A 23,560-nucleotide genomic window follows, 5' to 3' on the forward strand; every position below is an offset into this window, starting at 1 on the left:
GGGGCGAACATCATACACAAGAAAATGACGTTGTGAACCTGCTTGTTGCATTTAAAAATCAATTAGACAGACACCCCACAGACAGTATCAACAATCGCTGTCTAACAAAAACTTATCTTTATACGGTGAAGAACCGTTATCCTCGCAGCAGGAGACGTAATGGATCTGGCAACCGAGAACAACATTTTACGAATAATCAAAAACTTCACACAAGAGCAACTCGAGGTCTGCGATAAAGAAGGCGAACGCATTTATGAATCGTTAAGTGACGGGTATCTTGCTCACGTCTTATCAAAGCAAATCTTTATTTACGAAGATAATTATGATGAGTCTCTTCTCGCAATCCAAACTACCCCTGGTTTCAATAATGCACTCTATGACTTAGGTCAACAACTCGCCAAAATTCTTTACGCGAAGAAGTGTCAAGATTCCTATTATGAGGTGCCAGTTTAATGCAGTGGTATGACGTAGAACAAAATACCGCAGCGTGGAATGAACTGAGAACTGGAAAAGTGACTGCTTCTCAATTTGGCTGTTTTATGGCTAACCAGGGAAAAACTTTTGGAGAACCGGCAAAGCGATATGCACTCCAAATTGCCCTTGAGATTATCAAGGGCAAAAAGTCCGAATTCAGCTTCAATAATGGGCACATGCAGCGTGGGCATGAACAAGAACCGATAGCTAGAATGCTATACGAGCAAAAGAAAGAAGTTCTTGTCACTGGTGGTGGATTTTTCGATTGGGGAGACTACGGCGATAGCCCTGATGGATTAGTAGGCAATGACGGCGCTATAGAAATCAAATCAGTCATAGCACCCGTGCATTATGAAACGCTAAAGCGAAAAACTTTTGATCCAGCGTACAAGTGGCAACTCATAGGCCACCTCGATTGTACAGAGCGTGACTGGGTTGATTTTGTCAGCTATTGCGCTGATTTCCCAAAAGAAAAACAGCTAATTTTTTATCGTCTAGCGAGAAAAGACTGTCAAGACGAGATAAATCAACTTCGCCTGAGACGAAAGGATTTTCTCAATTTAATAGAGGATACTATCGATGTCATCATCCAATAATGTGATTGATTTAGAGAAAGCCTTTCATGCAAAAATTAGAGAAATACAGCGAGATTTGAATGCGCCAAAAAGCGAATGGAACAGCTTTGCAAAGTACAAATACAGAACTTGTGAAGGCATTCTTGAAGCCGTTAAACCGCTGCTCTTAAAGTGTCAATTGGACATTAAAATAGATGATGAAATCACCTATATTGGTAATCGTCATTATGTCAAGTCAACAGCAACATTAACAGATGGACAATTTAAGGTTTCGGCAACATCTTCTGCTCGTGAGCCGGAACAAAAAAAAGGGTTCGATGAGTCGCAATTAACAGGTGCAACTATCTCATACGCCAGAAAGTACGCGTTAAACGGACTGTTTGCTATTGATGACTCTAAAGATGCGGATACGAACGAATATTCACAACAAAAACAGAGTATACCCATTAACGTAAGTTCAGACGAAATTTTGAAAAAATTCACTGATGGAGCGATGCAAGCTAATTCTTATGAGGATCTGAAAACGTCGTTCAGATATGCCTTTAAAAATTTGTCTGGTGAACATCAGAAGAAAGCAAAACAAGTTTATGACCTGCGTAAATCAGAACTGGAACCAACACAATGAGCATAAACACCGTGATATTTTCCGGCAATCTTGGCGGTGACTGTACAACACGCAGCACCACAAGCGGCAAGTTGATTGCCACATTTTCTTTACCGGTCAAGCAAGGATACGGCGAGCATGAGAAAACCTCTTGGGTGCAGTGTCGAATGTTTGGTACCAAAGCTGAAAAGTTGCCAAATTATCTGACACGAGGAACCAAAGTTACCGTTATCGGGCAATTTTTGCTCGAAAGTTGGACGGGCAAAGATGGTACAGAAAAAACAACCGCTGTTGTTCTGGTTAACGAGATTGATTTCTCAAGTAAGCAGGAAAATAAACCTAAACAAAATCAACCGTCAGCAAGCCAAGCTAGAAATGTAAAGTCAGATCCATTTTATGACGATGAGATCCCCTTTTAACCACCCCATAGCTTGGGGAGCACATCTTTAAATAGTAAACCTAGGATACCAGCTAGTATAAACCATTGTAGACGATCGAATTTAATCTCTAAGCGGTCAAACCGTTTTTGAGAGTAGTCAAGGCGTTTGTCTATTTGCTCGAAGCGGTTAGTCATGTCCTTGCGAACATCAGCAATCTGAGTCTCAACTTTTTCAAAGCGATATTCCATATCCTTGCGGACATCGGCTATTTTGGTATCAGTTTTATCAAATCTAGCATCAATATCTTTACGCACGTCATCAAGGTCACGCTTGACATCCTTGATGTCTGCCTTGGTAGCAAGGTCTGCTACTTCATGTGATTTACGCACAACAAGGGATATCGCTCTTGCCTGATCTTTTGGCAACCCTGCGTTTTCAAGTGTCTCGACGAATTCTTGAGTATCAAATGCAACTTGGCCCATTAGGGAATCTCCTGTTTTTTCTTTAGTTTAAACCCTTTTAGGGTCAACAAGCAAAATTTTACAAGTTACCTATCGATGCATGTCAACCAAATTCATTTAACAATGAAGAAATTATTATGACTAAATTAATTGTAATTGAAAATACCGTTGTTCGTCAGGATGCTTTTGGGCGTTACTGTTTGAATGATTTGCATAAAGCCGCTGACGAATTGGAAAAAGACAGACCTAAATATTGGCTCTCCAATGATAAGACTCAGGAATTAGTTGTTCAATTCGTAAGCGATGGTGGAATTCCCCCATCGGTTATTAGAGGAGGTACAGAGCAAGGAACATACGTTGCCAAAGAACTTGTTTACGCTTATGCAATGTGGATTAGTGCAGCTTTTCATCTCAAAGTTATTCGTACTTTTGATGAAGTGATTTCTACACCTATACAACCGCTAACCGATAAAGTACAGGCTGGATTGGCAATGCTGGCTTTCTACAAGCAAGAGCTACGAATAGCACCTTCCGCCATGTTGGGAGCAATGAAAAAACTCCAATCGTCGCTCGGCATGCCAGATATTCTACCAGCCTACACGGTAGACGCACCAGAGGGCAATGTCACCGGATCAAGTGAGGTTACACATTCGCTCACTGAGCTTTTACTTTTACACGGCAAGCCCTACACGCCACAATCTGGCTATCGGCGGCTGCAATTGCTCGGACTCGCTGAACGTAAATCGCGCCCTAGCAGCAAGCATCCTGATAAAGAAAAACTGTTCTGGTCGCTAACGGAGAAAGGTTTGCAGTTCGGTAAGAATCTGACCGATCCGAATAACCCGCGCCAGACACAGCCACACTTCTACGAGAACCTGTTTCCCAAGCTCCTAAGCGTCATGATGAACGGAATTGCAGCATAACCCCATTACGCATTGACGAAAGAGCAAAACATGAGCTATATTGTACTCAGCACCTTAACAAAACGGGTGCCGGGTTTGAACTCCCGATTCATGAAGCGGACGTTAGCCGCTATAAGCGGTTTTTTTGTGTCCGTTAAACCAACGTTGCGCCCCTAAATTATGGTGGGACGTAGCGGGGGAGCCGAAAGGCTCGCCGGGTTCTTCGTGGCCGGTAGTTCAATCCCGTTACGTCTCGCCACCCTGCTTGAACTCAGGTTGGTGAGATTTGAAAGAACCCACGAAGGAGGCCGCCACTATGGTTGCTACCACCCCAACTCGCCCTGAGTTTATTGACACTTACTGGATCATTCCAGAATACTCCACTACCCCTTACGGCAAAGTGTCACTTACACGTCAAGATCGCCGTACCTCTGCCGATAATTCTATTGATTCTATTAAAAATCCCTTGCCAGTTTTGGGGGACTTCGCCTATAGTAATCATGCACTAGTAAATCCTAGTGACAGGTTTGGAACCCTGAGTGAATGCATGGCGACAATAGACGCCGAAGATAGCGTCTTTTTTTATGTCGCAGACAATGCCTCGCAACATTCAATGGTGGCGTTGTCAGGGCAATCTTCGGATTGGCTGGAGACCATGCATTCCAGTAGTTCCAACCCTGATAACGTCACCGCCCATAAAGAGATTGGAACCTCTAGCGGTGATTTCCTAAATAAATGCATGGAGATCGCATCAATGGCGACTATCCCTAGTCAGACTCACCCTAAATTCACTGATATTTACTGGGTTATCCCAGAATACTCCAGTACCCCTTACGGTAAAGTATCGTTTACACGTCAAGATCGTCGAACCTCTGCCGATAATTGTGTTGATTTTATTAAAAATACCTTGCCTATCTTGGCAAACTTCGCCTATAGTAATCATGCACTAGTAAATCCTAGTGATAGGTTTCGCAGCCTGGATTGGTACAAGGCGACAATAGACGCCGAAGATAGCGTCTTTTTTTATGTCGTAGACAATGCCCTGCAACATTCAATGGTGGCGTTGTTAGGGCAATCTTCGGATTGGCTGGTCTCCTTGTACGCCAGTACTGCGAACCCTGATAACGTCACCGCCAATTATGAGTTTCGCAGCTCTAGCGGTGATTTCCTGAATAAGTACAAGGAGATCGCATCAATGGCGACTATCCCTAGTCAGACTCACCCTAAATTTACTGATACTTACTGGATTATCCGTTTAGATTCAAATCGTCCCTATGGCAAGGTGTCATTCACGCATAGGGACTTCCGTACCTTCACCGCCCTATTCAAAGACAGCCGCCTTATCTGGGCTGGTCGTCAACCTGTACGTACTGGTATGGGGGTAAATTAACATGAAAATTGTTGATATCTCCCCTGCCCGTCAGGAAAACATAAAGCTGGAAATTAGTCACGAAAGTCATAGCAGGTTAATTAGAGCAAGAGAAGTCGCCGCTAACATTTACAAGTACTTTGATGCCGATGAATGTTACAGCAAACCGAATCCCTGGCTCCCTGAAATACTCGACTATCTCTGCGCGGATATGGATTGTATTTTGCACGAAATTGATAAGTACAGTTGAACGACAACTTATCTAACTATCTATTTTTCTTAAAATAAATTAAAGGATTGTCGTTATGACTAACGTTACTTATGCTGATTTTGAAGCTCAGAAAGAAGAAAATAAAATTAATGTGTTTGAATTAGAAGAAGGCTACACCCGAATTTCAAATAATATCCTTGAAGCAATATTAACAGCAGGTTTAACACAGCATCAACTTTTAATAGTGATGGCTGTTCTTAGAAAAACTTATGGGTACAACAAAAAAATAGATTGGGTGAGTAATTGGCAGTTATCGGAATTGACTGGGCTATTGCCACATAAATGCTCAGCCGCTAAAAGTGCATTACTTAAAAGAAAAATCCTTATCTCATCAGGACGGTTTGTCGGAATCAATCAATGTATACAGGAGTGGCAAGGTAAAACCAACGCAGATAATGAGGTCTCGCCCGAATTCGATAACAAAAAAGACGACAACACACGTCAGATGAAATCATCCCAATTCGGGGATAGTCACTTACCCGAATCAGGTAACAACATAGAACCTTACCCAAATGAGGTAAATTTACCTCAATCAGGTAAAAAAAGTTTACCCGAATTAGGTAAGAAAAATACTTACCCGAATCCGGTAATTTACCCGAATCAGGTAAGAAAGAGTTTACCCGAATCAGGTAAACACAAAAGACAAACTACAAAAGAAAATAAAATAATAAATAACTATATATCCCCTATAGTCCCCTTAACGAAAAAATCCGAACTGGATTTGTCAAGTTTTGAGCAGCTACCCAGCGAATCCGTTTGGGGTGATTATCTTCAACACCGAAAAAACAAAAAAGCGCCACTGACACAAACCGCCCTGAACCGATTGGCAACCGCAGTCAACGAAGCCAACGCGCTAGGATATTCCACCGATAACGTACTGGCTGAATGCATGTTACGAAACTGGCAAGGTTTCAACGCTGCCTGGCTGGAAAACAAAAGATCTTCAAACAGTCGTCGTGATGAGCTTGAGGCCGCCTGGAACGATACGAGTTGGGCAAATGGACTGGAGGGTGTTTTATGCAATGCGTTTCAACACTAACCGCTAAAATTAGCCGTCAGCCGTCGTTTGCTCAACCGACTGAAAACCCGATTAATCCACAGTTCATCAAACTGTTTAACCGATTTTTTGAAAGTCTTAAAGTAATTTTTCCGGCCAGTATTTCAGTGCTAAAAACATCAGCAGAAATCGAAATATTCAAGCAACAATGGATCACCGCATTCGCTGAAAATAACATCAACTCTGACCGTCACATCAACGCGGGTTTGCGGATTGCCAGACAACAAAAATCGCCGTTTTTACCGTCTGTTGGGCAATTTATCGATTGGTGTCAGCAAGGTTTGGCCGAGGAATACGGACTACCCACGCCTCAACAGCTGAGCGAAAAGTTACAAGCATACTGCCCCCAACGAGGGCACGATGATATTCATGAATTTGACTATGGCTCGAATGCCAATTACTGGCTGGTTCATGAACTCTATCGGGCGATGATTGCTGAATCATTAAACTCAAGGCAGGTTGAAGACAGAGCAAGGCTGTTGATTGATTGCTTAACTAAAAAATTGCGTAACGGCTATGTGATACCTAAGCCACCATTGTCACTACCGCAAAAGACTTGCATGAATCCAACGAGCCAATCTGTCGCACTGGAAAGAATCAGCGCCATCAAGGCAAAGTTCGGTTTTGGAAGAAGTCATTCCCAACAATTGAAAAAATCGGTTTGATGGATGGTATCAGAAATCAATTTTAACCATGCTAAAACGCCCGTAGCGGCGTTTTTACTCTCTACAATACTAAACCTTACCACCTCATCGATAAAAGCGCTCACAGTGGCGTAAGGGTGGGATTTGTTAAATTTTCAAGAGTAGTTAAATAATATGCTCAAAAAAAGCTGGTTTCGACATGAAGCCATTAGTACAAAACAAGCCAACAGGCTGGTTAAGCAATACACGGAGAAGGGCTATCATGTTGAGAAAACACTTAACAGCGATCCTGAATTATGGGATGTCGCCGTTAAACTGGTAGAAAGCGGTAATAATCACCCCACCCCACGCTGCATGATTAACAAAGTCTGGAACTCTCCATTATACAAAAATTCTACTGTGGTTTAGAAATTATGCTAATCAGTCATACACCGAAACCATTCAAAGATCGGTGGCGTACGCCTATTGAAGTATTTCGAGCCCTTGATGCTGAATTTAATTTCAAACTAGACGCCGCCGCCGATAAAAGCAACGCGCTATGCAAAGTGTTTTTAACTGAACAGCAAGACGCACTGAGCTGCGACTGGAACAGCGAAGGGGCCATTTTCTGCAATCCACCCTACAGCAAGATTATGCCTTGGGTTAAGAAAGCCGCTGAACAATATCGAAGGCAGAATCAAACGATAGTGATGTTACTCCCTTCCGATACTTCTACAGCATGGTTTCAGGAAGCAATAAAAACTTCTCATGAAGCAAGATTTATCACTGAGGGGCGATTATCATTCATCTCCGCTGAAACAGGGAAAGAAGGAAAGGCGGGCAACAGCAAGGGCAGTGTGTTGTTTATCTGGCGACCGGGGCGAATATTTGGATGCAGAATGACGTATGTCCAAAGAAAAGAACTATTAAAAAAAGGTGTGAATCGTGATAATCGAACTCCCATTCCCGCCCAGCGTTAATACTTCACGAGTTTCGCACAGGCCTATAAAATTCTAGAAATGGCTTAAAAGTAATGATTAATCTGCAAGTTACTGAAATGCATAAATTTACTTAATTTACAATAAGTTATATTTAATTTATAAGGTTTTATCTATTTACATATTATGCTGAATTAAACTTAAAAATAGAGCGTTTTTTTATTGGTGCGAAACTCGTGTACTTATTGGCGACATAATTCAAAACGCCCCTACTTAAGTGATAAAGCTAAAGCATTTAAAGCAACAACCGCAAAAATTGTCAACGAGATGCGCCAGAAATCTGGCTGCCAAAAATTTGAAGGTGAGGTCTCTGTATTGATGCAACTCTATCTACCCAACAAGAGAAAGCGTGATGTGGACAATTACTCCAAAGGCGTACTCGATTCTTTAACTGGGGCGGATATTTGGCACGATGATAGCCAGGTTCGCGTGATGACCGTTGAGAAGATGGATAACAACAGCGGTGTGAAAGGCGGCAAGTGTGTCGTTATGATTGACGAGTATCATGCACGAGTTTCGCACCAATAAAAAAACGCGCTATTTTTAAGTTTAATTCAGCATAATATATAAATAGATAAAACCTTATAAATTAAAGACAACTTATTGTAATTTAAGAAAATTTATGTGTTTTAGTAACTTGCAGATTAATCATTACTTTTAAGCCATTTCTAGAATTTTATATGCCTGTGCGAAACTCGTGTCATGAAGAGAATGATATGACAGAATATACAACATTCAAGGAAGTCGCCGAAAAGCTGGAAAGCAAAGGACTATACCGCCGTGCCACCAATGTTTGGCAACAGGCGATGTCTGCAACTTCTTCGATAGAAAAGCAGAATATCTGCATTAATGCCATTAAGCGATGTTCTGAACACCCAGAGTATTAAAAACACTTCCCGCTCCTCTTAAATACTTACACCTACAAGCAAAAAAATCATGAATAACATTGAAAAATACACAACGGGCACTGCCTATGGTGCCAGCGCGACGACGTTTCTATGCGGTGCGTTATCACTCAGTGAATGGGCACTGATTACGGGTATTATCTGTTCAGTGCTGACCGTTGGGCTGAACTGGTATTACCGGCACAAGGAATATCGTTATCGAACGAGAAATCTTAATGAATAGCCAACTCAAAAAACGCCTTGTGGTTGCAGCGGCAGGCGGCGTATTAGCACTTGCCGCCGTCTTGGTGCAGTGGCACGAAGGTAAGCGCTATAAGCCCTATCGTGATGGTGGCGGCGTGCTCACTGTCTGTCACGGTCATACGGGCAAGGAAGTTACACAGGGAGAAATCTATAGCGAACAAGAATGCAACGAGTTGATGAAGCAGGATTTGCAGATAGCACGTTCTACCGTTGAACGTTATGTCACTGTTCCGCTTACCGATTTGCAGAAAGCCGCTTTGACTTCATTTGTTTACAACATCGGCAGTGGCGCATTTGCCCATTCAACGCTACTTAAAAAGTTGAACGCCGGAGATATTCAAGGCGCTTGTGACCATATGCACCGATGGAAATACGATGAAGGAAAGGTATCAAACGGGCTGATTAACCGCAGGAAGTTAGAGCGGGAACTTTGTTTAAATCCAAGTGCACTAAGCGATCCACGTCAATAAGTCTTGGCATCGTCTGGTTTTTTTCCATCGGTGCGGCGCATGCACTAATCACACGTTGAGCCTTGTTTAGGAATGAGCCTTTGAGGAAGCAGCTGGCTAGTGCTGCCTTCGACGGGCTGACTTCCTATGCGCCAAAGGTTCATTACCTAAGTAAGGATAAGCACTATGCAAACAATCACCGTTCCGTTTTATGGAAATGCTCTGTATGTCGTCAACCATAACGGCGAACCCTATACCCCGATGAAACCTATCGTTGAAGGAATGGGTATGGACTGGAAGAGCCAGTTTCGCAAGCTTAATCAACGCTTTGCAAAAGGTATGGTCATGTTGACCATACCTTCAGATGGCGGACCTCAAGATATGGCCTGCTTGGCATTGCGCAAATTAAACGGCTGGCTTCAGACTATCAGCCCCAACAAGGTCAAGCCCGAAATTCGCGACAAAGTCGTTCAGTACCAAGAGGAGTGTGATGACGTACTTTATGAGTACTGGACTAAAGGGCAAGTTGTCAATCCTCGTAAACGCAGCATCATGCAGGAACTTAATACAGCATGTGCTGAATTAAAAACTGATAAGGCGATTGCTAGCTTATTCGGTACCGGATTGAGTGAATGGAAAAATATTAAGGCAGCACACACGAAGAAGGTTAAGGGTTTAATTGAAGAAGCTCAATTGTTGTTAACTTTTTAAGAAAGCACAGTAGCGGTCATTATGAACAACATAGAATTCATTGAAAATCATGTGGTAACTGAACTTGTTAAGCAAGGTTACGAGCAATCAGTAGCCAGAATCAGTGCAGATATCGCAGTGGAACATTATCGCCGTAATGCAGCCAGCGCAAAGGGCAAGATCTTTTCAGATTGTTTACATGCGGCCAAAGTCTGGGCTGGAAAGTATCAGCCTCAAATTAAGAAATAATCAAGCAGTTCAAAACCATTCTACGCACCATGCCCGGTGCATATCAACCATGAGCCTTTTGGGATAGAGCCTTGAGGATAGCCGGTGGCAATCATCGCTCCTACTCATGGGCTGGCTATTTCTGGGCACGAGGCTCTATCACTAAAAGGAAATAAGCAATGCAATTAGTGGAAATAAAGAAATTTGATCTTGTAGCGAATACTATGGCGATTGCTGAGGGTGTTGAGAAAGATCATGACACCATTATCAAGCTTGTTGACCGTAACAAAGCTGATCTGGAAGAGTTTGGGCCACTCGGATTTGAAATCCGTATGGTTGAGAGAAGCCAAGGCGGTGGCAAGCCTCTTCGTGTTGCATTTCTCAACGAGCAGCAAACTACACTCTTAATTACCTACATGCGCAACAATGATGCTGTTCGTGTATTCAAGAAGAAGCTGGTTTCCGAGTTCTTCCGTATGCGCAAGGCATTGGCGGGCAAGAAGATGGATCGCAATACCGCCCGGATTGAGTACCGTCCAATGACCGATGCCATCAAACACGAACGCGAAGTACAAGGGAAAACCATCGCGCCACACCATTTCAGTAACGAGGCTGATTTAATAAACCGTATTGCACTTGGTATGACATCTGCAAAATTTCGTGTCCACCATGAAATAGGCAAGAAAGAGTCCATTCGTGACTATCTAACACCAGAGCAGATCCATTGCATTACCGAATTGCAACGTGCCAACACGGTATTCATTGCTATGGGGTGGGACTTTGAGCAGCGTAAATCTACGTTAATGGGGATATTCGACAAAAATCATCGCCAACCATTGATTGAAGAGCAACATAGGTTGGCAGCATGATGCGTTGGCAATTCCCTATTATCGCTGTACTACTCGCCTCAATGCTGGGTACTGCCCTGTATTACCGTACGCTGTATGACGATACTGAAAAAGCACGAAAGATTGCTGTATCTGATAGGGAAAAACAACAGGTTGCATTTGAGCAGTTAAGCCATCAAATGCAGACCATCTCAGCATTGGATACACAACACACCAAAGAACTTGAATATGACAAGAACCTTATTGCCCAGCTTGAGCACGATGTGGCTGCTAATCGTCGCCGGTTGCGCGTCAAAGCAACCTGTTCCAATGTGTCCGCCAATGCCACCTCCTCCAGCCTGGATGATGCAGCCCGCGCCAGACTTGACTACACCGCTCAACGAAATTATTTCACCCTCAGACGGCGAATCGAAATTGCGGAAGAGCAGATAAACGGCTTGCAGGATTATGTGCAGCAAGTCTGTTTAGCTGCAATATCAAAAGATTTAAAAAGGAATAAATTAAATGAAAGAAAATAATAAATCATATTATGAAGCAATAGGGCGCTGTGTATTTCTAAAAGAAAAAATTAAATCACGGATTGAAGCTCTTGATAACAGACTATCTCGTATACACGAATTGGGCATTGCTCCATCCTATTTTTGCGGTGACAAACCTGAGATAAGCATACATGAAATAATTATTGATTACGTTGAAAAACTCGCCACTGACACCAAATATATTTATGCTGATATTTATCGTTCAGCAGTAGAATATAATAAATGGGCTGAATTGGCAGGCTATGAAACTATCACGATATTATATGACCAGAAAGAGAAACCCCTCTTGGAGAATGAATAATTATGGCAAGAATTAGGTCAATTGGGTCTTATGCAATACAGGTTTCTTTTTATGAAAGCGATACTCAAGAGGAGTATATATCAATATGTGAACCAGTAATAAATAATGATTTCTTGAACTTTACAACGGCTCATCGAATAGAATTTTTTATACCTACTTCAAGAATAAAATATGTGAAGACTTTTCCTATAGAAAAATATAGCGAAAATGACAAGGTTCAATCAAGAAAATTTCAGGCTGTTAAAATTAATCCTGAATGTCTCAACGATCTCCAAAAAGAATTAAAAGCATTCTTTAACCAGAAAAATCAACATGCCAAACCGAATTCCTAGACCATGCCGTAAGCATGGCTGCCCCAATACCACTACAGCACAATATGGCTACTGTGAGCAGCATAAAAACGAAGGGTGGGTTCAGCACCAACGCTGTAGAACGCGTCAACAACAAGGCTATGGCAGACAGTGGGAAATTATCAGAGTCAGAATATTGAAGCGAGATAAGTACTTCTGTCAACCATGCTTGCGAAAAGGGATAGCTACCGAAGCCAAAGCCGTTGACCATATTCGAGCAAAGGCGTTTGGCGGCACAGATGACGACACCAATTTGCAAGCAATTTGTCATGTTTGTCACCGCGCTAAAACAGCCAGTGAAGGCACTCATTAAAATTTAGCGGAGATTGTATGAAAATTTTTAGTGCTTATTTTCATCACAATGGATTCATCGTTCAAGCGGAACAAAATGAAGACTTCTGGGTATTACTTAGCAGAAGTCTAGGATGGGGAAAATTCTGTAAAATAGATGATATGGAAGCTCTTACAGGCCGTGCATCGCGCTTTGAATGCGTGAAATACGTCCGGCAAATGAGCCAGCCCCATATCCAGTCATTTCAGGTTCAAATGTTTTATGGCATCTGCTGGAAGCTTGCGACGTGTTGAAATCAAAGTAGATTTATTATTCAATCGATGATTGCTTGTAAAATAGCGAGAGCCTCGTCGATCACTTCTTTCGGCGCATTTTCAATAATTTTAGCCGAGCGAGCCGTTAAATCGAGCATGCGAATGTGATTAATCAGCGCAACACCCTGCGTACGTATGCCAGTGCCAGACAATGATACAGCGAATCCCGCCTCGCGAGCAAAGTGCCCTCCCTGAGTGATCGGGGCAACAAGCGCGGTGCCGAGCTGATTAAATTCCTTCGTACTTAACACCAAAGCAGGCCGCTCTATTCCTTGCTCTTCACGCCCTACAACAGGATTGAAGGTAACAGAGACGATATCACCACGTTGAAAGCCTGGGCGCTTCACCATACTTCATTTCCTTTAGGAGCACTTTCTTTCCAGATATCTATATCTGAGACAGGATCAGCATCAAAATCGCATTTCCTAATGAGATCTGTTAACAAATACTTAGGCTTCCCTGCTTTAAGCACCAATTCATTGCCTCTGACCTCCACAACAAGCTCTTGTCCTATCTGGAAATGCAGTTTCTCTAAGACCGGTGCAGGGATAATCATTCCTGCACTATTTCCCCATTTTTTGATAGCAACACGCATATACCCCTCCACTACATTAAGTATAACTATTGTATAACTTCTTGCGGTTTTCATCAAATAAATTATACATTGTTTATACTTAAAGAGATGGGGGGGAGGTAAAATCACTATATAAACAACAGGTTAGGAGCGAATGGCCTCCCTTTCTTACATCGCCGCAGGTTAGAAAACTTTTTATGGGTATCCCTAACAGCGTGATTAATAGGAGTTTTCAATTATGTCAGGGCCACCAAAAACCCCGACCCATCTACGTTTAGTCAGGGGTAACCCTTCAAAAAGGGCAATCAATAAAAATGAACCACAACCCGAAAAAGGGATCCCCCCAACACCAAAACATTTCAATAAACAAGAACGCTACTGGTTTAAGGTTCTTGGCGAACGCCTAGAAGCTATGGGAGTGATGACCGTTCTTGATGGCATGGCCCTTGAGTTACTGGTTGGTGCTTATATCGAGTGGAGGCGTCACCGTGACATTATCGAGCAGGAAGGGGATTCTTATAAAACAACCTCAGCCGATGGCAGCGTGATGATCCGTCCTCATCCGCAAGTCGCCATGATGGCCGATGCGTGGAAGCGTATTTGCAGGATGCAAGCAGAATTCGGCATGACGCCCGCGAGTCGCTCAAAGGTCAATGTTAACGAGGCACGAGTTTCGCACCAATAAAAAAACGCTCTATTTTTAAGTTTAATTCAGCATAATATGTAAATAGATAAAACCTTATAAATTAAAAATAACTTATTGTAATTTAAGTAAATTTATACGTCTTAGCAAGTTACAGATTAATTATTGTTCTGAAGCCATTTCTAGAATTTTATAGGCCTGTGCGAAACTCGTGCGAGGCAGAGACAGCAGATCCGTTTGCGGCATTGTTAAGTCAACGGGAGGATTAATGGCAACGGTTGCGGAAGGCATCCGCTATGCCCAGCGCGTGGTGTCTGGCGAAGTGCTGGCGTGTGAATATGTCCGCTTGGCCTGTCTACGCTTTCTGGATGACCTTAAAAACGGCGAAGAGCGCGGCATTTATTTCAGCCAGCCTCGCGCTCAGCATGTACTTAATTTCTATAAAGTTATCCCGCACGTCAAAGGCGACCTTGTGGGTCAGCCGATTGAACTGATGGATTGGCACATCTTTATTCTGATCAATATTTTTGGTTTTGTTATCCCATTGGTTGATGAGAAAACAGGTGAAATTGTTCTCAAGTCTGACGGCAGCGGTAAGCCTGTGATGGTACGGCGTTTTCGTACTGCCTACAACGAAGTGGCGCGAAAGAACGCCAAGTCCACGCTTTCATCGGGGATTTCCCTGTACATGACGGGGGCGGACGGCGAAGGTGGCGCAGAAGTCTACTCCGCTGCGACCACGCGAGATCAGGCTCGGATTGTATTTGAGGACGCCAAAATCATGATTAAAAAGGCTCCGCTAACACTTGGACGCTTTTTTGAATTTAATAAGCTGGCTATCTATCAAGAACATTCTGCCTCTCGATTTCAACCGCTATCCTCAGATGCTCACAGTCTCGACGGGTTAAATATTCACTGCGGAATAGTCGATGAGCTTCACGCTCACAAGACCCGTGATGTTTGGGATGTGCTGGAAACAGCAACCGGTGCACGTCTGCAATCGCTAATTTTTGGTATCACCACGGCGGGATTTAACAAGGAAGGCATTTGCTACGAACTTCGAGACTACGCCATTAAGGTATTGCGCGGTGTTGATAGCAAGGTTGAAGGGGCAATCAAAGATGATACCTTTTTTGCCATCATCTATACGCTCGATGAAAACGACGATCCCTTTGATGAAAGCGTCTGGTTAAAAGCGAATCCCGGCTTGGGTATCTGTAAACGCTGGGATGATTTACGCGGCTTGGCAAAAAAAGCACAAGAGCAGGTTTCCGCCCGTGTAAACTTTTTTACCAAGCACATGAATATGTGGGTAATGGCGGAATCAGCATGGATGGACATGATCAAGTGGGAAAAATGCAAATATATCGCGCCACAACATGAATTAAACACCTATCCACTGTGGGTAGGCGTTGATCTATCAAACAAAATTGACATTTGTGCGGCAGTTAAAGTCTGGCGGACGAACGAGGGGCATATTCACGTCGATGGCAAATTCTGGCTACCCGAAGGACGGCTAGCGCGCTGCTCACGCCAAATGGCAGAAATGTACCGCAAGTGGGCAGCACTGGATAGGCTCACGTTAACGGAGGGTGATGTTATCGACCATGCGCAAATCAAGGAAGCGCTACAGGCTTGGGTGTCAGGCGAAAGTCTGAAAGAAATTGCTTTCGACCCGTGGAGTGCGACCCAGTTTAGTTTATCACTTGCTGAAGAGGGCTTGCCACTGGTTGAGGTGCCGCAAACGGTAAAGAATTTATCAGAAGCCATGAAAGAGGTAGAAGCGCTGGTTTATAGCGGACGTTTGCACCACACACAAAACCCGTTAATGAACTGGATGATGTCGAATATCACGGTAAAAATCGATAAAAACGACAACATTTTCCCTAATAAATCAACCCCTGAAGCAAAAATAGATGGGCCGGTTGCCTTGTTTACCGCGATGAGTCGAGTCGTGCTTAATGGTGATGCGGCGTGCGATATTTGAAGCCAAAACGTGCGATAAATGGTGAGCTACTCTTGTTTCCATCAGTGCAACGGAATTACACTGTTATTTTTCATCGGAGGCACTTTGGTCTGTTCTAGTGGTACGATCAACGGGACAATATTTGTAGATGATGGCCGATGAAACTAGATAAAGTAATACAAGCTTTTTTCTACTATGGCAGGACTCAAGTAATTCTTGAGCCTACTGTTCCTATACATAAGATAAATGAGCAAGACCTACCGCCGATACGCTCTCTCTGCTTCTCGCCGCTGTAAGCTCCATTAGCCCCAAAGCGTTCATCACATAAAAGAACGCCCTACTTACGAATAGATGTTGATAGAATCTGTCAAACTATGAAAATGAATCCCTTTATCTTTCAATTCAGAGATTAAACCGATTAAATTCTTGATGCTGTGTCCCAGCGAGGGCAAGATAGCGAATATTTATTAACCAAACTGCTCGTCGATAGAGCACTCATGTTCTCACCTTAGTCTCAGAGGTAGCACTTAAAATGCTACCTTTTGAACTATGGACACTCCATGTGTATATTTCAAGAGTAAAAATTAATCAACCGCTGATTGATAGTTTTAAGGTCATATGCTCGTTCAGCTATGTCGCACATTAGCCACTCGTGTAATTCTTCACGCTCTGGATTATCAACATCTTGAATATCTTTGAGCTTTTGGTAATATCCCCAAAGCCCCCCAGAGTCTTCAGATGGGCAGGCTTCCGCTCCCTTTATACAGATGGGGAGCTGGAGTAATTCCTGATCAGGCAATGATGATTCTTCAAGCAAAATGCAATGATCCCAGTTGTCTCCGAAATCGTATAAGTAAACCATTTTTTCTCCTTTCTTACGAAGGAGTTTGCTCAAAGGCACACCTGTACTATCTTGCAGATATGTTTCTTTAAAATCGTCCATAATCATTCCATATCGCAAATCTCCTTTTTCAAAACTGTACAAATGATCATTTGTCCAACCCATAGCTAATTGTATAACCATGTGTAGTTCATCAAGAGGTATTGTCTTCAGAACGATCAAACGTCGCCAAATTAGTGGTTTACTATCAATTAGTGTGATTTTTATTTGATATAAATCCTTTCCCGAAAATTCACTCATTATTATCCCCCTTAAATAAATACAGTCTCTTTAGTCTCACACTCCACTAAATTTTTCAAGTCTTTGCTAACGTTTGGCAATCACATTGAAAAATAGGTTTGCTTCCTCTCGCCCAAACGGTAGATATGCAATCTAATCTATGATCAATAACTTCGGGGCCATCACCGAACGTGATAGATATTGTTTGAGCTTATTTTGTCGTTTTGCAGTTGAGAGTTGCAACATAAGTTCAGCCGTCGTGGTAAAGCGGTTTTTTTTCTTCGTCCTCTGCTTCTCGCTGCAGCCAAACCTGCCTGAGTACGTTCAACAATAAGCTCCCGCTCCATTTGCGCCAAGGCACTCATCACATGAAAGAAAAAACGACCTGCTGACGAAGAGGTGTCGATAGAATCCGTTAAACTATGAAAATGAATGCCTTCATCTTCAAGTTTGGATATTAAAGTAATCAAATGTTTAATGCTGCGACCCAGTCTATCCAGCTTCCAGACCACCAATGTGTCACCCGATTTCAGTGCGTTTAGAGCACGTTTTAATCCGGGTCTCTGGTCTGTTTTTCCGCTGATTTTATCCTCAAAAATCTGTTCACAATTTGCGCAAATCAAGGATTTTTGCTGTAAATCGGTGTTTTGGTCATTTTTTGACACCCTCATATAGCCTATTTTTGCCATTTTAGCCCCTTAACCTTCCTCTAAAAGACTTATTATGCCTGGTTTTGGTCAAAATATTAGCTAAATTCTGAATTCAATAAAACCTTGGTTTAACGGAAACGGTAGATTGTGCAAAAAATGCACTGGATAAACGAACGGGTGGTAGCGTCAATGGCAACCTCCATGTGACCCAATCTGTGCATATCGGCGATAACGATTCAGGATTACGGGCTAATGGCGATGGCAACGTGGCATTTTATGCTAATAATGCAAAAGTAGCTTCCTGGAATAATGATCGATTGCATTGGTTAAAGAGTGTAGAAATTGATGGAACCATCAATACTCATAGCAATTTGCATATCTCATGGGGCGGCAGAACCGCGGTTTATCAAGAAAATGGTGATGTAACTGGCCCTATTTGGGGCGGGGCGTTAAGCAGCTGGCTTAATATGCAGATTAACAATCGAGGAGCAAAAAATACAGCTCACCTCGCTACGAATGGATGGTGGAAATGTGGTGACAGCGGCCTTATCAGACAATGGGGCATCACACCACCACTCAATGCCGGACAGATTTATACGGTATCTTTACCTTGTCCCGTCCCTCATGCCATTTTCTCGGCAAACGCGACGGTAAAATACAAAGGTATTGCTCCCGAGGGCAATTTAGGTACTTATGTCGAAATAGTCGGAAAATCGTTAATTATCAGTGCAGATTATACCAGAACAGGGATTAAAGCGCCGAGAACATGGGAGCTGGTTTGCTACTAACTCAACATTATCAGGCCGCCCTGACAATGTAGTTAAACGCGACATTTCGCGGGCGGGTTTCGCTACCGCCTGCATTAGACGTTGTTTTGTCAATGAATAGAAAAGAATCATTATCTCCATCCGTAGCACGTGAACCTGTATCTGCATTATACCCTACAGGCATTTTTTCTTTATTGTTTGCGTGGCCTAGTGGACCATCATCTTCAACATAATACCTGTCCCGATAACCATGAGCGTGGCTCTCGAGTGATGCAGTTTCAGACGATAAAACCTTACGCCTAGGATTCACGCCTCGCCCAGCATCCCAGCCACGAATAAACTCACCACGTAAATCAGGGAGTTTTCCTGATGGATAGGCGAGTGCTAAAAGCGGGTATTTTTTCTTATCGAATGGCTCACCGTTGCAGATAAACCAACCGGTCGGCGCTCTTTCAGCAGGCCAAGGCAGGGGAATACCTACCGGGATTTCGACACGCAATACTTCGGGTGTAACAGCATGAACATCTGTGGCAGTTAGCTGCACATCCTGAGTGAGAGTTTTGCCGTTAATTTTACGCTGATTGGGTGTGGCATTTTTTGCACAATCTACCGTTTCCGTTAAACCAACGGTTTTTGCTGTAACGGGGAAAATAGTTAAGCCACTTCCGGCAACAGGAGCAAGGGGTAAGATATGCTCTCTGACTTTGGTTAAGATTTCCTGTGTGGGGGCAGGATGGTCTACATCATCACTCGCCACCATCACCCCAACCGTGCCGATACCGTTTTTATGTCGATGTGTCCATGCGCGACTTATGCCTAAAACTTCTTTCGCCCAGCGAACATAATCACTATCCGCACCGCCTTGTGGCGTATCGTACCAGCGCGCCATGATGCGTTGTCGCCAACTATCCAGGTCTTCAATATCGGTTCCCGTCCTGATGCTATCGGCATAGCCGGTCGATGATAAACCAGAAATAGGCGTAGCAAGTCGTAGCGCAATGCCGTCCTCACAATTGCCAACCTGACCGCTGCTTTTTGCAACGATGGGCACGCGAAGGACACCCTTTGCTGATGGTGTTGTGGCCGTTGTGGTGTAGATTTGACCATCATCACGGTGTATTTCAGTGTCAGCGGGCATCGATAGGGCATTTTGTACACCTTCCCAGCGAACAAATCCGTTCGCCCTGGTTGCCCCTTTGCGGGGACAACGCTTGATATTACCGTGTCGGGTCAACCAGTCTTCATCGGCTAAATCCGGCAAGATATTGCGCGCTAAATAATCGATATAGCCGTATAGGGTATGAATAGCGGCGGCCTGTACTCTTGCGTAGACTTCGGCATCGAGACGGCGCAACACGCTATCTTCCACGAGTTTCGCACCAATAAAAAAACGCTCTATTTTTAAGTTTAATTCAGCATAATATGTAAATAGATAAAACCTTATAAATTAAATATAACTTATTGTAAATTAAGTGAATTTATGCATTTCAGTAACTTGCAGATTAATCATTACTTTCAAGCCATTTCTAGAATTTTATAGGCCTGTGCGAAACTCGTGTCTTCATTAAATCGCGTGAGCAAATCACCGCGAATGGTGTCTATCAGTTGTGGCAGGGTCGGGCGCGAAAAACCGCTATTTTGCATGGATCACGCTCCACAAATTCTTGATGGTCATCGTTTTTATGTTATGGTCAGGTAGTGTAAGGATAACGGTTGCGGTTAATTTATCGATACCAGAGGGCACCACGTCGACATCAACCCGAAGCGCGATACCGTCGTCTATCATCCAGTTGAGCGCCTGAGCGATATATTCCTTCGCCTTTTGTGCCGTCTGATGCGTTAAGGTCGTGCGTTTCAGCAAATGCAATCGAGAGCCAATCCGGTCATTTTGTACCGTCGGCCAGGTATCACCCCACCACCCAAATGGTGTATCGGTGTCATCATCCGGTTCAGCGCGTCGCCAGGTGAACAGCGAGATAATCACCGCACGGTTTAATCGGTCATCATGTTGAATAGGGATGCCTGTCATCATATTATTTCATGCCTTGAGTGGGTGTGCCGGTCATGCCGCCGCTATCGCCTGAATGAGCATGGCTGTTGTACTGTTTCCTCATTGTGCTTAATGAACCGACTTTATCCTGCACCTCCGCAGCAGACGTAATTGATTTCTCCGCCTTGATTGCACCAGGTGTTTCAATTAATGCGGTATTAAGTACCACCTTGTTTTTAGCATTCAGGATGAACGTTTCTGTTGTCGCTTCGATTAACCGGCCACGCTTAAGCACGATGCTATCGCCTTCGTCGGTATAGATAGCCACTTCACCGCTTTTGAGACCCTTGAGCCGATAGCGTCGGTCTGCAACGTTAATGACAATGCCGTGTGACCGATCGCCAGCGAGAAATAGCGCTACACCTTCTGCACCGGAATGAGCCGTTGAAGTAAAGCCGTAAGGTTCGAGATATTCCATGCCCGCTTTTGTATCGCCTGCTATCATTGCAACATCTACTTGTTGACAGGCTGGCGTACTATTCGGCCTTTGAACGACTGCCCGTGACCAGAGACGCGCAAGGCCACGCTGCAAAGTAGAAAAAATATTTTGCATAATTCACTCATTAATAGGTTAAACTAAGAAAAACAGGAGATTGTGGAATGGGCCAAGTTGCATTTGATACACTACAAGCATCAGAAGAGCTTCAAACCGTTGGACTTACCAGTCAGCAAGCCAAGGCTATCTCGCTTGTCGTACGCAAATCCCATGAGGTTGCTGATGTGGCAACTAAAGCGGATATTGCAGAAGTTAAGCGTGATATATCTGATGTTAGAAAAGAAATAGCTGATGTCCGTAAGGACATGGACCATCGCTTTGAAAAGGTTGAATTACAAATACTAGATGTACGTAAAGATATCAGCATAATAAGCAAAGATTTACTTTTTAAACTGGGTGGGTTGATGGTTACACTGTTTGGCTTGACCATTGCTGCGATGAAGTTTCTTTAAATATCAGCTTCTTCCTCTAGTGCTTTCAATTTCTCAAGTGGTGGAATATAAGCGGCTTCTGGCCCGACTCGCAGTTCACATAACGTACCGCCTTCATCCTGCGTATAAACAACTTCGCTAATGACCAGTTCCCGATTGTTAAAGCTGAGCACGGGATCAAAAACAATAACCCTCTGGTTAGGTTTCCACAGACTGCCGTCACCTTGCCGCCAACCTTGCACCGTATAGGTGGTTTCTTCGGTTCTGGCTGCCCGCTGCCTGGCTTCAAATTCGCTCCGTGCTTTGCAACTGGCCCCGGTGGCATTGCCGGATTGTTGTATATGTTGAGGGCGATAGCGCCTGATTTCGCTATCCCTGGCTCTGGCACGGATTGCGGTTAATGTTGCTTCCCCGAAGTCGTCGTCATCACCCGAGCGTTGGCCTGCAACCTGATATTCCGAAAAACGTTCACGAATACTCTGCTCGGTGTCACAGCTCAGAATATTTTCGCCCCAGACCAGCGCGGTAGTGGCTTTATCATTGCCAACCAAACCAATTTACGAGTTTCGCTCGGGCATATAAAATTCTAGAAATAGCTTCAGAACAATAATTAATCTGTAACTTGCTAAGACGTATAAATTTACTTAAATTACAATAAGTTATTTTTAATTTATGAGATTTTTTCTATTTATATATTATGCTGAATTAAACTTAAAAATAGAGCGTTTTTTTATTGGTACGAAACTCGTGCAATTAACAAATTGCTGTCTTCGTCATCCCAGGCGAGCGCCTGCTGGCTTCCCAGAGCCTTGTTTAATACTTCGTGTACTGTTTCGCCGTAATCGGCCTGAAAAGCCTGTAGCGGCGTTTTGGGGGTCTTTTGGCTAATGACCTTAATGCTAAACGGTTTGGCCAGTTCTGACGCGATTTGATGTAAGGTTTTGCCCGTAAAAAGCGTCGTATTCGCAGCACAGTCGATTAAATCTGCTGTTTTACTACGACCACTGATACCAACCTGGATACTTTTAGCGTCATAACGTATCGGGGTGGCTTCAATCCAGCCGGTGAGGACTTTATCCTGACCGATGAGGACTTCGACAAGTTCACCTTTTTTAATTCACGAGTTTCGCACAAAACTAATTTGGGTACGCTAATAAAACACGGATTTGCTCAGTAATAGCACTTTTGATTACGTCCCAATTTTGTTGATAAAGGGTTATTTTTTCAGATATACGACGTTTATGTTGTTCAAACCACGCAGAAATAGCGAGAAAAATATGATTTCTTTGCGCTCGGCTCGTGCGAGCCTGACAGCGTTCAATACCACAGTTTTGTTTAACTTCTCGATGATAAACTTCAACAGACCAACGGGCATCCATGATAGATTTGAGGTATTGACGGGTGGGATTCTCTTTGTTTGTTACTATGTAATCAATACGGCCGTTTTTGGCTGTAAATTTGAAAACGGTTACCCAACCATATCCTCGCAAGTGTATTGACGTTCCTTCTTCTGAGATGTCTAACTTGTTCAGTTGTTTGTTATGGTTAACAATCCTATTTTTCCTCAGCGTGGTTACCCAGATCCAACCATGAGAGCGAATTGATTTCAGGTTATCCAGGCTAGAATACCAAGCATCCATCACTACGGCTTCTGGCATGATCCCTCTTTTTTTAGCAAGAGTGAGCATTTCGGAAAAGTGCGTGTTTTTTGTTTTTCCATCAGAATCTTTATCATAAATACGATAATTGATAGGAATTGATTCAACCTTCGTCAGATCATGCCAAAGCAAATTAACTAAACCTATGCCAGCAATAACATCATGTTCATTACCTGAATATTGATAATGGACCATCTCTATTTTTTTACTACCACGAGTTTCGCACCAATAAAAAAACGCGCTATTTTTAAGTTTAATTCAGCATGATATATAAATAGACAAAACCTTATAAATTAAATACAAATTATTGTAATTTAATAAAATTTATGTGT

36 protein-coding genes and 4 pseudogenes are annotated in these 23,560 nt (G+C 43.2%); 27 read left to right on the forward strand and 13 right to left on the reverse strand.

Annotated features, from left to right (window positions below; translation table 11 throughout):
* Positions 1–159 precede the first annotated feature (159 nt).
* Genes V3224_RS04805 through V3224_RS04820 form a run of 4 tightly spaced genes read left to right on the forward strand, consistent with a single transcriptional unit; the run spans position 160 to position 2,072 of the window.
* Positions 160–453: a hypothetical protein gene (locus V3224_RS04805; RefSeq protein ID WP_334468907.1), complete on the forward strand. Its 294-nt coding sequence runs from the start codon at positions 160–162 to the stop codon at positions 451–453.
* A complete protein-coding gene (locus V3224_RS04810) occupies positions 453–1,070 on the forward strand; it encodes a YqaJ viral recombinase family protein (RefSeq protein WP_334468909.1) in 618 nt (205 codons plus the stop codon). Before V3224_RS04805 ends, V3224_RS04810 begins: the two co-directional genes overlap by 1 nt.
* Positions 1,054–1,674 (forward strand): ERF family protein, encoded by a 621-nt coding sequence (locus V3224_RS04815; protein WP_334468911.1) that lies wholly within the window; start codon positions 1,054–1,056, stop codon positions 1,672–1,674. The genes V3224_RS04810 and V3224_RS04815 overlap by 17 nt, the downstream gene beginning before the upstream one ends.
* A complete protein-coding gene (locus V3224_RS04820) occupies positions 1,671–2,072 on the forward strand; it encodes a single-stranded DNA-binding protein (protein ID WP_334468912.1) in 402 nt (133 codons plus the stop codon). The genes V3224_RS04815 and V3224_RS04820 overlap by 4 nt, the downstream gene beginning before the upstream one ends.
* Here V3224_RS04820 and V3224_RS04825 read toward each other — a convergent pair.
* The gene (locus tag V3224_RS04825) at positions 2,069–2,515 is read right to left on the reverse strand and encodes a DUF1640 domain-containing protein (RefSeq protein WP_334468914.1); all 447 of its coding nucleotides are present in this window, start codon (positions 2,513–2,515) and stop codon (positions 2,069–2,071) included. The genes V3224_RS04820 and V3224_RS04825 overlap by 4 nt on opposite strands.
* 116 nt (positions 2,516–2,631) lie before the next feature.
* On the opposite strand from V3224_RS04825, the gene V3224_RS04830 reads away from it, so the two are divergent.
* The 19 genes from V3224_RS04830 to V3224_RS04920 all read left to right on the forward strand — a co-directional run bounded on the left by V3224_RS04830 (position 2,632) and on the right by V3224_RS04920 (position 12,852).
* Entirely contained in the window at positions 2,632–3,417 is a 786-nt protein-coding gene (locus V3224_RS04830) for a KilA-N domain-containing protein (RefSeq protein ID WP_334468916.1), read from the forward strand.
* A gap of 295 nt (positions 3,418–3,712) precedes the next feature.
* Positions 3,713–4,786, forward strand: a complete 1,074-nt coding sequence (locus V3224_RS04835) for an ash family protein (RefSeq protein ID WP_334468918.1) — start codon at positions 3,713–3,715, stop codon at positions 4,784–4,786.
* Between the two features lies 1 nt (position 4,787).
* Positions 4,788–5,015 (forward strand): hypothetical protein, encoded by a 228-nt coding sequence (locus tag V3224_RS04840; RefSeq protein WP_334468921.1) that lies wholly within the window; start codon positions 4,788–4,790, stop codon positions 5,013–5,015.
* A 55-nt stretch (positions 5,016–5,070) separates the two neighbouring features.
* On the forward strand, positions 5,071–6,075 hold the full coding sequence (locus V3224_RS04845; protein WP_334468923.1) for a replication protein: 1,005 nt from the start codon (positions 5,071–5,073) through the stop codon (positions 6,073–6,075).
* Positions 6,054–6,758, forward strand: coding sequence for a replication protein P (locus V3224_RS04850; protein WP_334468926.1), 705 nt, complete (start codon positions 6,054–6,056; stop codon positions 6,756–6,758). The genes V3224_RS04845 and V3224_RS04850 overlap by 22 nt, the downstream gene beginning before the upstream one ends.
* Before the next feature lie 153 nt (positions 6,759–6,911).
* Positions 6,912–7,145: a hypothetical protein gene (locus V3224_RS04855; RefSeq protein WP_334468929.1), complete on the forward strand. Its 234-nt coding sequence runs from the start codon at positions 6,912–6,914 to the stop codon at positions 7,143–7,145.
* A 5-nt stretch (positions 7,146–7,150) separates the two neighbouring features.
* On the forward strand, positions 7,151–7,696 hold the full coding sequence (locus V3224_RS04860) for a phage N-6-adenine-methyltransferase (protein WP_334468931.1): 546 nt from the start codon (positions 7,151–7,153) through the stop codon (positions 7,694–7,696).
* A gap of 183 nt (positions 7,697–7,879) precedes the next feature.
* Positions 7,880–8,242 carry a RusA family crossover junction endodeoxyribonuclease gene (locus tag V3224_RS04865; protein ID WP_334468933.1) on the forward strand — a complete coding sequence of 121 codons (363 nt, stop codon included), beginning with the start codon at positions 7,880–7,882 and terminating at the stop codon, positions 8,240–8,242.
* 188 nt (positions 8,243–8,430) lie between these two features.
* Positions 8,431–8,601, forward strand: coding sequence for a PerC family transcriptional regulator (locus V3224_RS04870; protein WP_334468934.1), 171 nt, complete (start codon positions 8,431–8,433; stop codon positions 8,599–8,601).
* A gap of 49 nt (positions 8,602–8,650) precedes the next feature.
* Positions 8,651–8,842 carry a phage holin family protein gene (locus V3224_RS04875; protein ID WP_334468936.1) on the forward strand — a complete coding sequence of 64 codons (192 nt, stop codon included), beginning with the start codon at positions 8,651–8,653 and terminating at the stop codon, positions 8,840–8,842.
* On the forward strand, positions 8,835–9,332 hold the full coding sequence (locus V3224_RS04880; RefSeq protein WP_334468938.1) for a lysozyme: 498 nt from the start codon (positions 8,835–8,837) through the stop codon (positions 9,330–9,332). The genes V3224_RS04875 and V3224_RS04880 overlap by 8 nt, the downstream gene beginning before the upstream one ends.
* 165 nt (positions 9,333–9,497) lie before the next feature.
* Positions 9,498–10,022 carry a phage antirepressor N-terminal domain-containing protein gene (locus V3224_RS04885; protein WP_334468941.1) on the forward strand — a complete coding sequence of 175 codons (525 nt, stop codon included), beginning with the start codon at positions 9,498–9,500 and terminating at the stop codon, positions 10,020–10,022.
* A gap of 21 nt (positions 10,023–10,043) precedes the next feature.
* Entirely contained in the window at positions 10,044–10,250 is a 207-nt protein-coding gene (locus V3224_RS04890; protein WP_334468943.1) for a hypothetical protein, read from the forward strand.
* Between the two features lie 158 nt (positions 10,251–10,408).
* Complete coding sequence (locus V3224_RS04895; RefSeq protein ID WP_334468946.1) at positions 10,409–11,098, forward strand: Rha family transcriptional regulator; 690 nt, start codon at positions 10,409–10,411, stop codon at positions 11,096–11,098.
* Positions 11,095–11,595: a lysis protein gene (locus V3224_RS04900; RefSeq protein WP_334468949.1), complete on the forward strand. Its 501-nt coding sequence runs from the start codon at positions 11,095–11,097 to the stop codon at positions 11,593–11,595. Before V3224_RS04895 ends, V3224_RS04900 begins: the two co-directional genes overlap by 4 nt.
* Positions 11,582–11,917 (forward strand): hypothetical protein, encoded by a 336-nt coding sequence (locus V3224_RS04905; RefSeq protein ID WP_334468952.1) that lies wholly within the window; start codon positions 11,582–11,584, stop codon positions 11,915–11,917. Before V3224_RS04900 ends, V3224_RS04905 begins: the two co-directional genes overlap by 14 nt.
* A gap of 2 nt (positions 11,918–11,919) precedes the next feature.
* Positions 11,920–12,249 (forward strand): hypothetical protein, encoded by a 330-nt coding sequence (locus V3224_RS04910; protein WP_334468954.1) that lies wholly within the window; start codon positions 11,920–11,922, stop codon positions 12,247–12,249.
* Positions 12,230–12,580 carry an HNH endonuclease gene (locus tag V3224_RS04915; RefSeq protein ID WP_334468956.1) on the forward strand — a complete coding sequence of 117 codons (351 nt, stop codon included), beginning with the start codon at positions 12,230–12,232 and terminating at the stop codon, positions 12,578–12,580. Before V3224_RS04910 ends, V3224_RS04915 begins: the two co-directional genes overlap by 20 nt.
* A gap of 17 nt (positions 12,581–12,597) precedes the next feature.
* Positions 12,598–12,852 (forward strand): hypothetical protein, encoded by a 255-nt coding sequence (locus V3224_RS04920; protein WP_334468959.1) that lies wholly within the window; start codon positions 12,598–12,600, stop codon positions 12,850–12,852.
* Positions 12,853–12,872: 20 nt separating this feature from the next.
* On the opposite strand, the gene V3224_RS04925 is transcribed toward V3224_RS04920, so the two are convergent.
* On the reverse strand, positions 12,873–13,223 hold the full coding sequence (locus V3224_RS04925; protein ID WP_334468962.1) for a type II toxin-antitoxin system ChpB family toxin: 351 nt from the start codon (positions 13,221–13,223) through the stop codon (positions 12,873–12,875).
* Positions 13,217–13,468, reverse strand: coding sequence for an AbrB/MazE/SpoVT family DNA-binding domain-containing protein (locus tag V3224_RS04930; RefSeq protein ID WP_334468965.1), 252 nt, complete (start codon positions 13,466–13,468; stop codon positions 13,217–13,219). The genes V3224_RS04925 and V3224_RS04930 overlap by 7 nt, the downstream gene beginning before the upstream one ends.
* Positions 13,469–13,685: 217 nt before the next feature.
* Between V3224_RS04930 and V3224_RS04935 the strand changes: the two genes are divergently transcribed.
* Entirely contained in the window at positions 13,686–14,132 is a 447-nt protein-coding gene (locus V3224_RS04935; RefSeq protein WP_334468968.1) for a phage terminase small subunit P27 family, read from the forward strand.
* 226 nt (positions 14,133–14,358) lie between these two features.
* Entirely contained in the window at positions 14,359–16,077 is a 1,719-nt protein-coding gene (locus tag V3224_RS04940; RefSeq protein ID WP_334468971.1) for a terminase large subunit, read from the forward strand.
* A gap of 550 nt (positions 16,078–16,627) precedes the next feature.
* Here the strand turns inward: V3224_RS04940 and V3224_RS04945 are convergent.
* The 3 genes and pseudogenes from V3224_RS04945 to V3224_RS04955 all read right to left on the reverse strand — a co-directional run.
* Entirely contained in the window at positions 16,628–17,197 is a 570-nt protein-coding gene (locus tag V3224_RS04945; protein WP_334467940.1) for a plasmid pRiA4b ORF-3 family protein, read from the reverse strand.
* Between the two features lie 69 nt (positions 17,198–17,266).
* Positions 17,267–17,455: pseudogene (locus V3224_RS04950) on the reverse strand (ATP-binding protein); the annotation flags it as partial.
* 2 nt (positions 17,456–17,457) lie between these two features.
* A pseudogene (locus V3224_RS04955) lies at positions 17,458–17,865 on the reverse strand (recombinase family protein); the annotation flags it as partial.
* Positions 17,866–18,029: 164 nt separating this feature from the next.
* Between V3224_RS04955 and V3224_RS04960 the strand changes: the two are divergent.
* Positions 18,030–18,614 (forward strand): gp53-like domain-containing protein, encoded by a 585-nt coding sequence (locus V3224_RS04960; RefSeq protein ID WP_334467938.1) that lies wholly within the window; start codon positions 18,030–18,032, stop codon positions 18,612–18,614.
* Between the two features lie 10 nt (positions 18,615–18,624).
* Here V3224_RS04960 and V3224_RS29755 read toward each other — a convergent pair whose 3' ends face one another.
* The 4 genes from V3224_RS29755 to V3224_RS04985 form a co-directional block, all read right to left on the reverse strand.
* Positions 18,625–19,962, reverse strand: coding sequence for a baseplate J/gp47 family protein (locus tag V3224_RS29755; RefSeq protein WP_442889892.1), 1,338 nt, complete (start codon positions 19,960–19,962; stop codon positions 18,625–18,627).
* 146 nt (positions 19,963–20,108) lie between these two features.
* Positions 20,109–20,237, reverse strand: coding sequence for a hypothetical protein (locus V3224_RS04975; protein ID WP_334468974.1), 129 nt, complete (start codon positions 20,235–20,237; stop codon positions 20,109–20,111).
* Positions 20,227–20,625, reverse strand: a complete 399-nt coding sequence (locus tag V3224_RS04980; RefSeq protein ID WP_334468976.1) for a phage GP46 family protein — start codon at positions 20,623–20,625, stop codon at positions 20,227–20,229. The genes V3224_RS04975 and V3224_RS04980 overlap by 11 nt, the downstream gene beginning before the upstream one ends.
* Before the next feature lies 1 nt (position 20,626).
* Entirely contained in the window at positions 20,627–21,196 is a 570-nt protein-coding gene (locus V3224_RS04985) for a phage baseplate assembly protein V (RefSeq protein ID WP_334468979.1), read from the reverse strand.
* Positions 21,197–21,243: 47 nt separating this feature from the next.
* Here V3224_RS04985 and V3224_RS04990 point away from each other — a divergent pair, with 47 nt between their 5' ends.
* Complete coding sequence (locus tag V3224_RS04990) at positions 21,244–21,591, forward strand: hypothetical protein (RefSeq protein WP_334468981.1); 348 nt, start codon at positions 21,244–21,246, stop codon at positions 21,589–21,591.
* Here V3224_RS04990 and V3224_RS04995 read toward each other — a convergent pair.
* The 3 genes and pseudogenes from V3224_RS04995 to V3224_RS05005 form a co-directional block, all read right to left on the reverse strand.
* Positions 21,588–22,127 (reverse strand): annotated as a pseudogene (locus tag V3224_RS04995) (phage baseplate assembly protein); the annotation flags it as partial. The gene V3224_RS04990 and the pseudogene V3224_RS04995 overlap by 4 nt on opposite strands.
* A gap of 173 nt (positions 22,128–22,300) precedes the next feature.
* On the reverse strand, positions 22,301–22,687 hold the full coding sequence (locus V3224_RS05000) for a phage baseplate assembly protein (RefSeq protein WP_334470302.1): 387 nt from the start codon (positions 22,685–22,687) through the stop codon (positions 22,301–22,303).
* 19 nt (positions 22,688–22,706) lie between these two features.
* Positions 22,707–23,438, reverse strand: a pseudogene (locus V3224_RS05005) (IS701 family transposase); the annotation flags it as partial.
* Between the last annotated feature and the right edge of the window lie 122 nt (positions 23,439–23,560).

This window comes from Arsenophonus sp. PmNCSU2021_1 (assembly GCF_036919435.1).
In the GTDB taxonomy this organism is placed as follows: domain Bacteria; phylum Pseudomonadota; class Gammaproteobacteria; order Enterobacterales; family Enterobacteriaceae; genus Arsenophonus; species Arsenophonus nilaparvatae.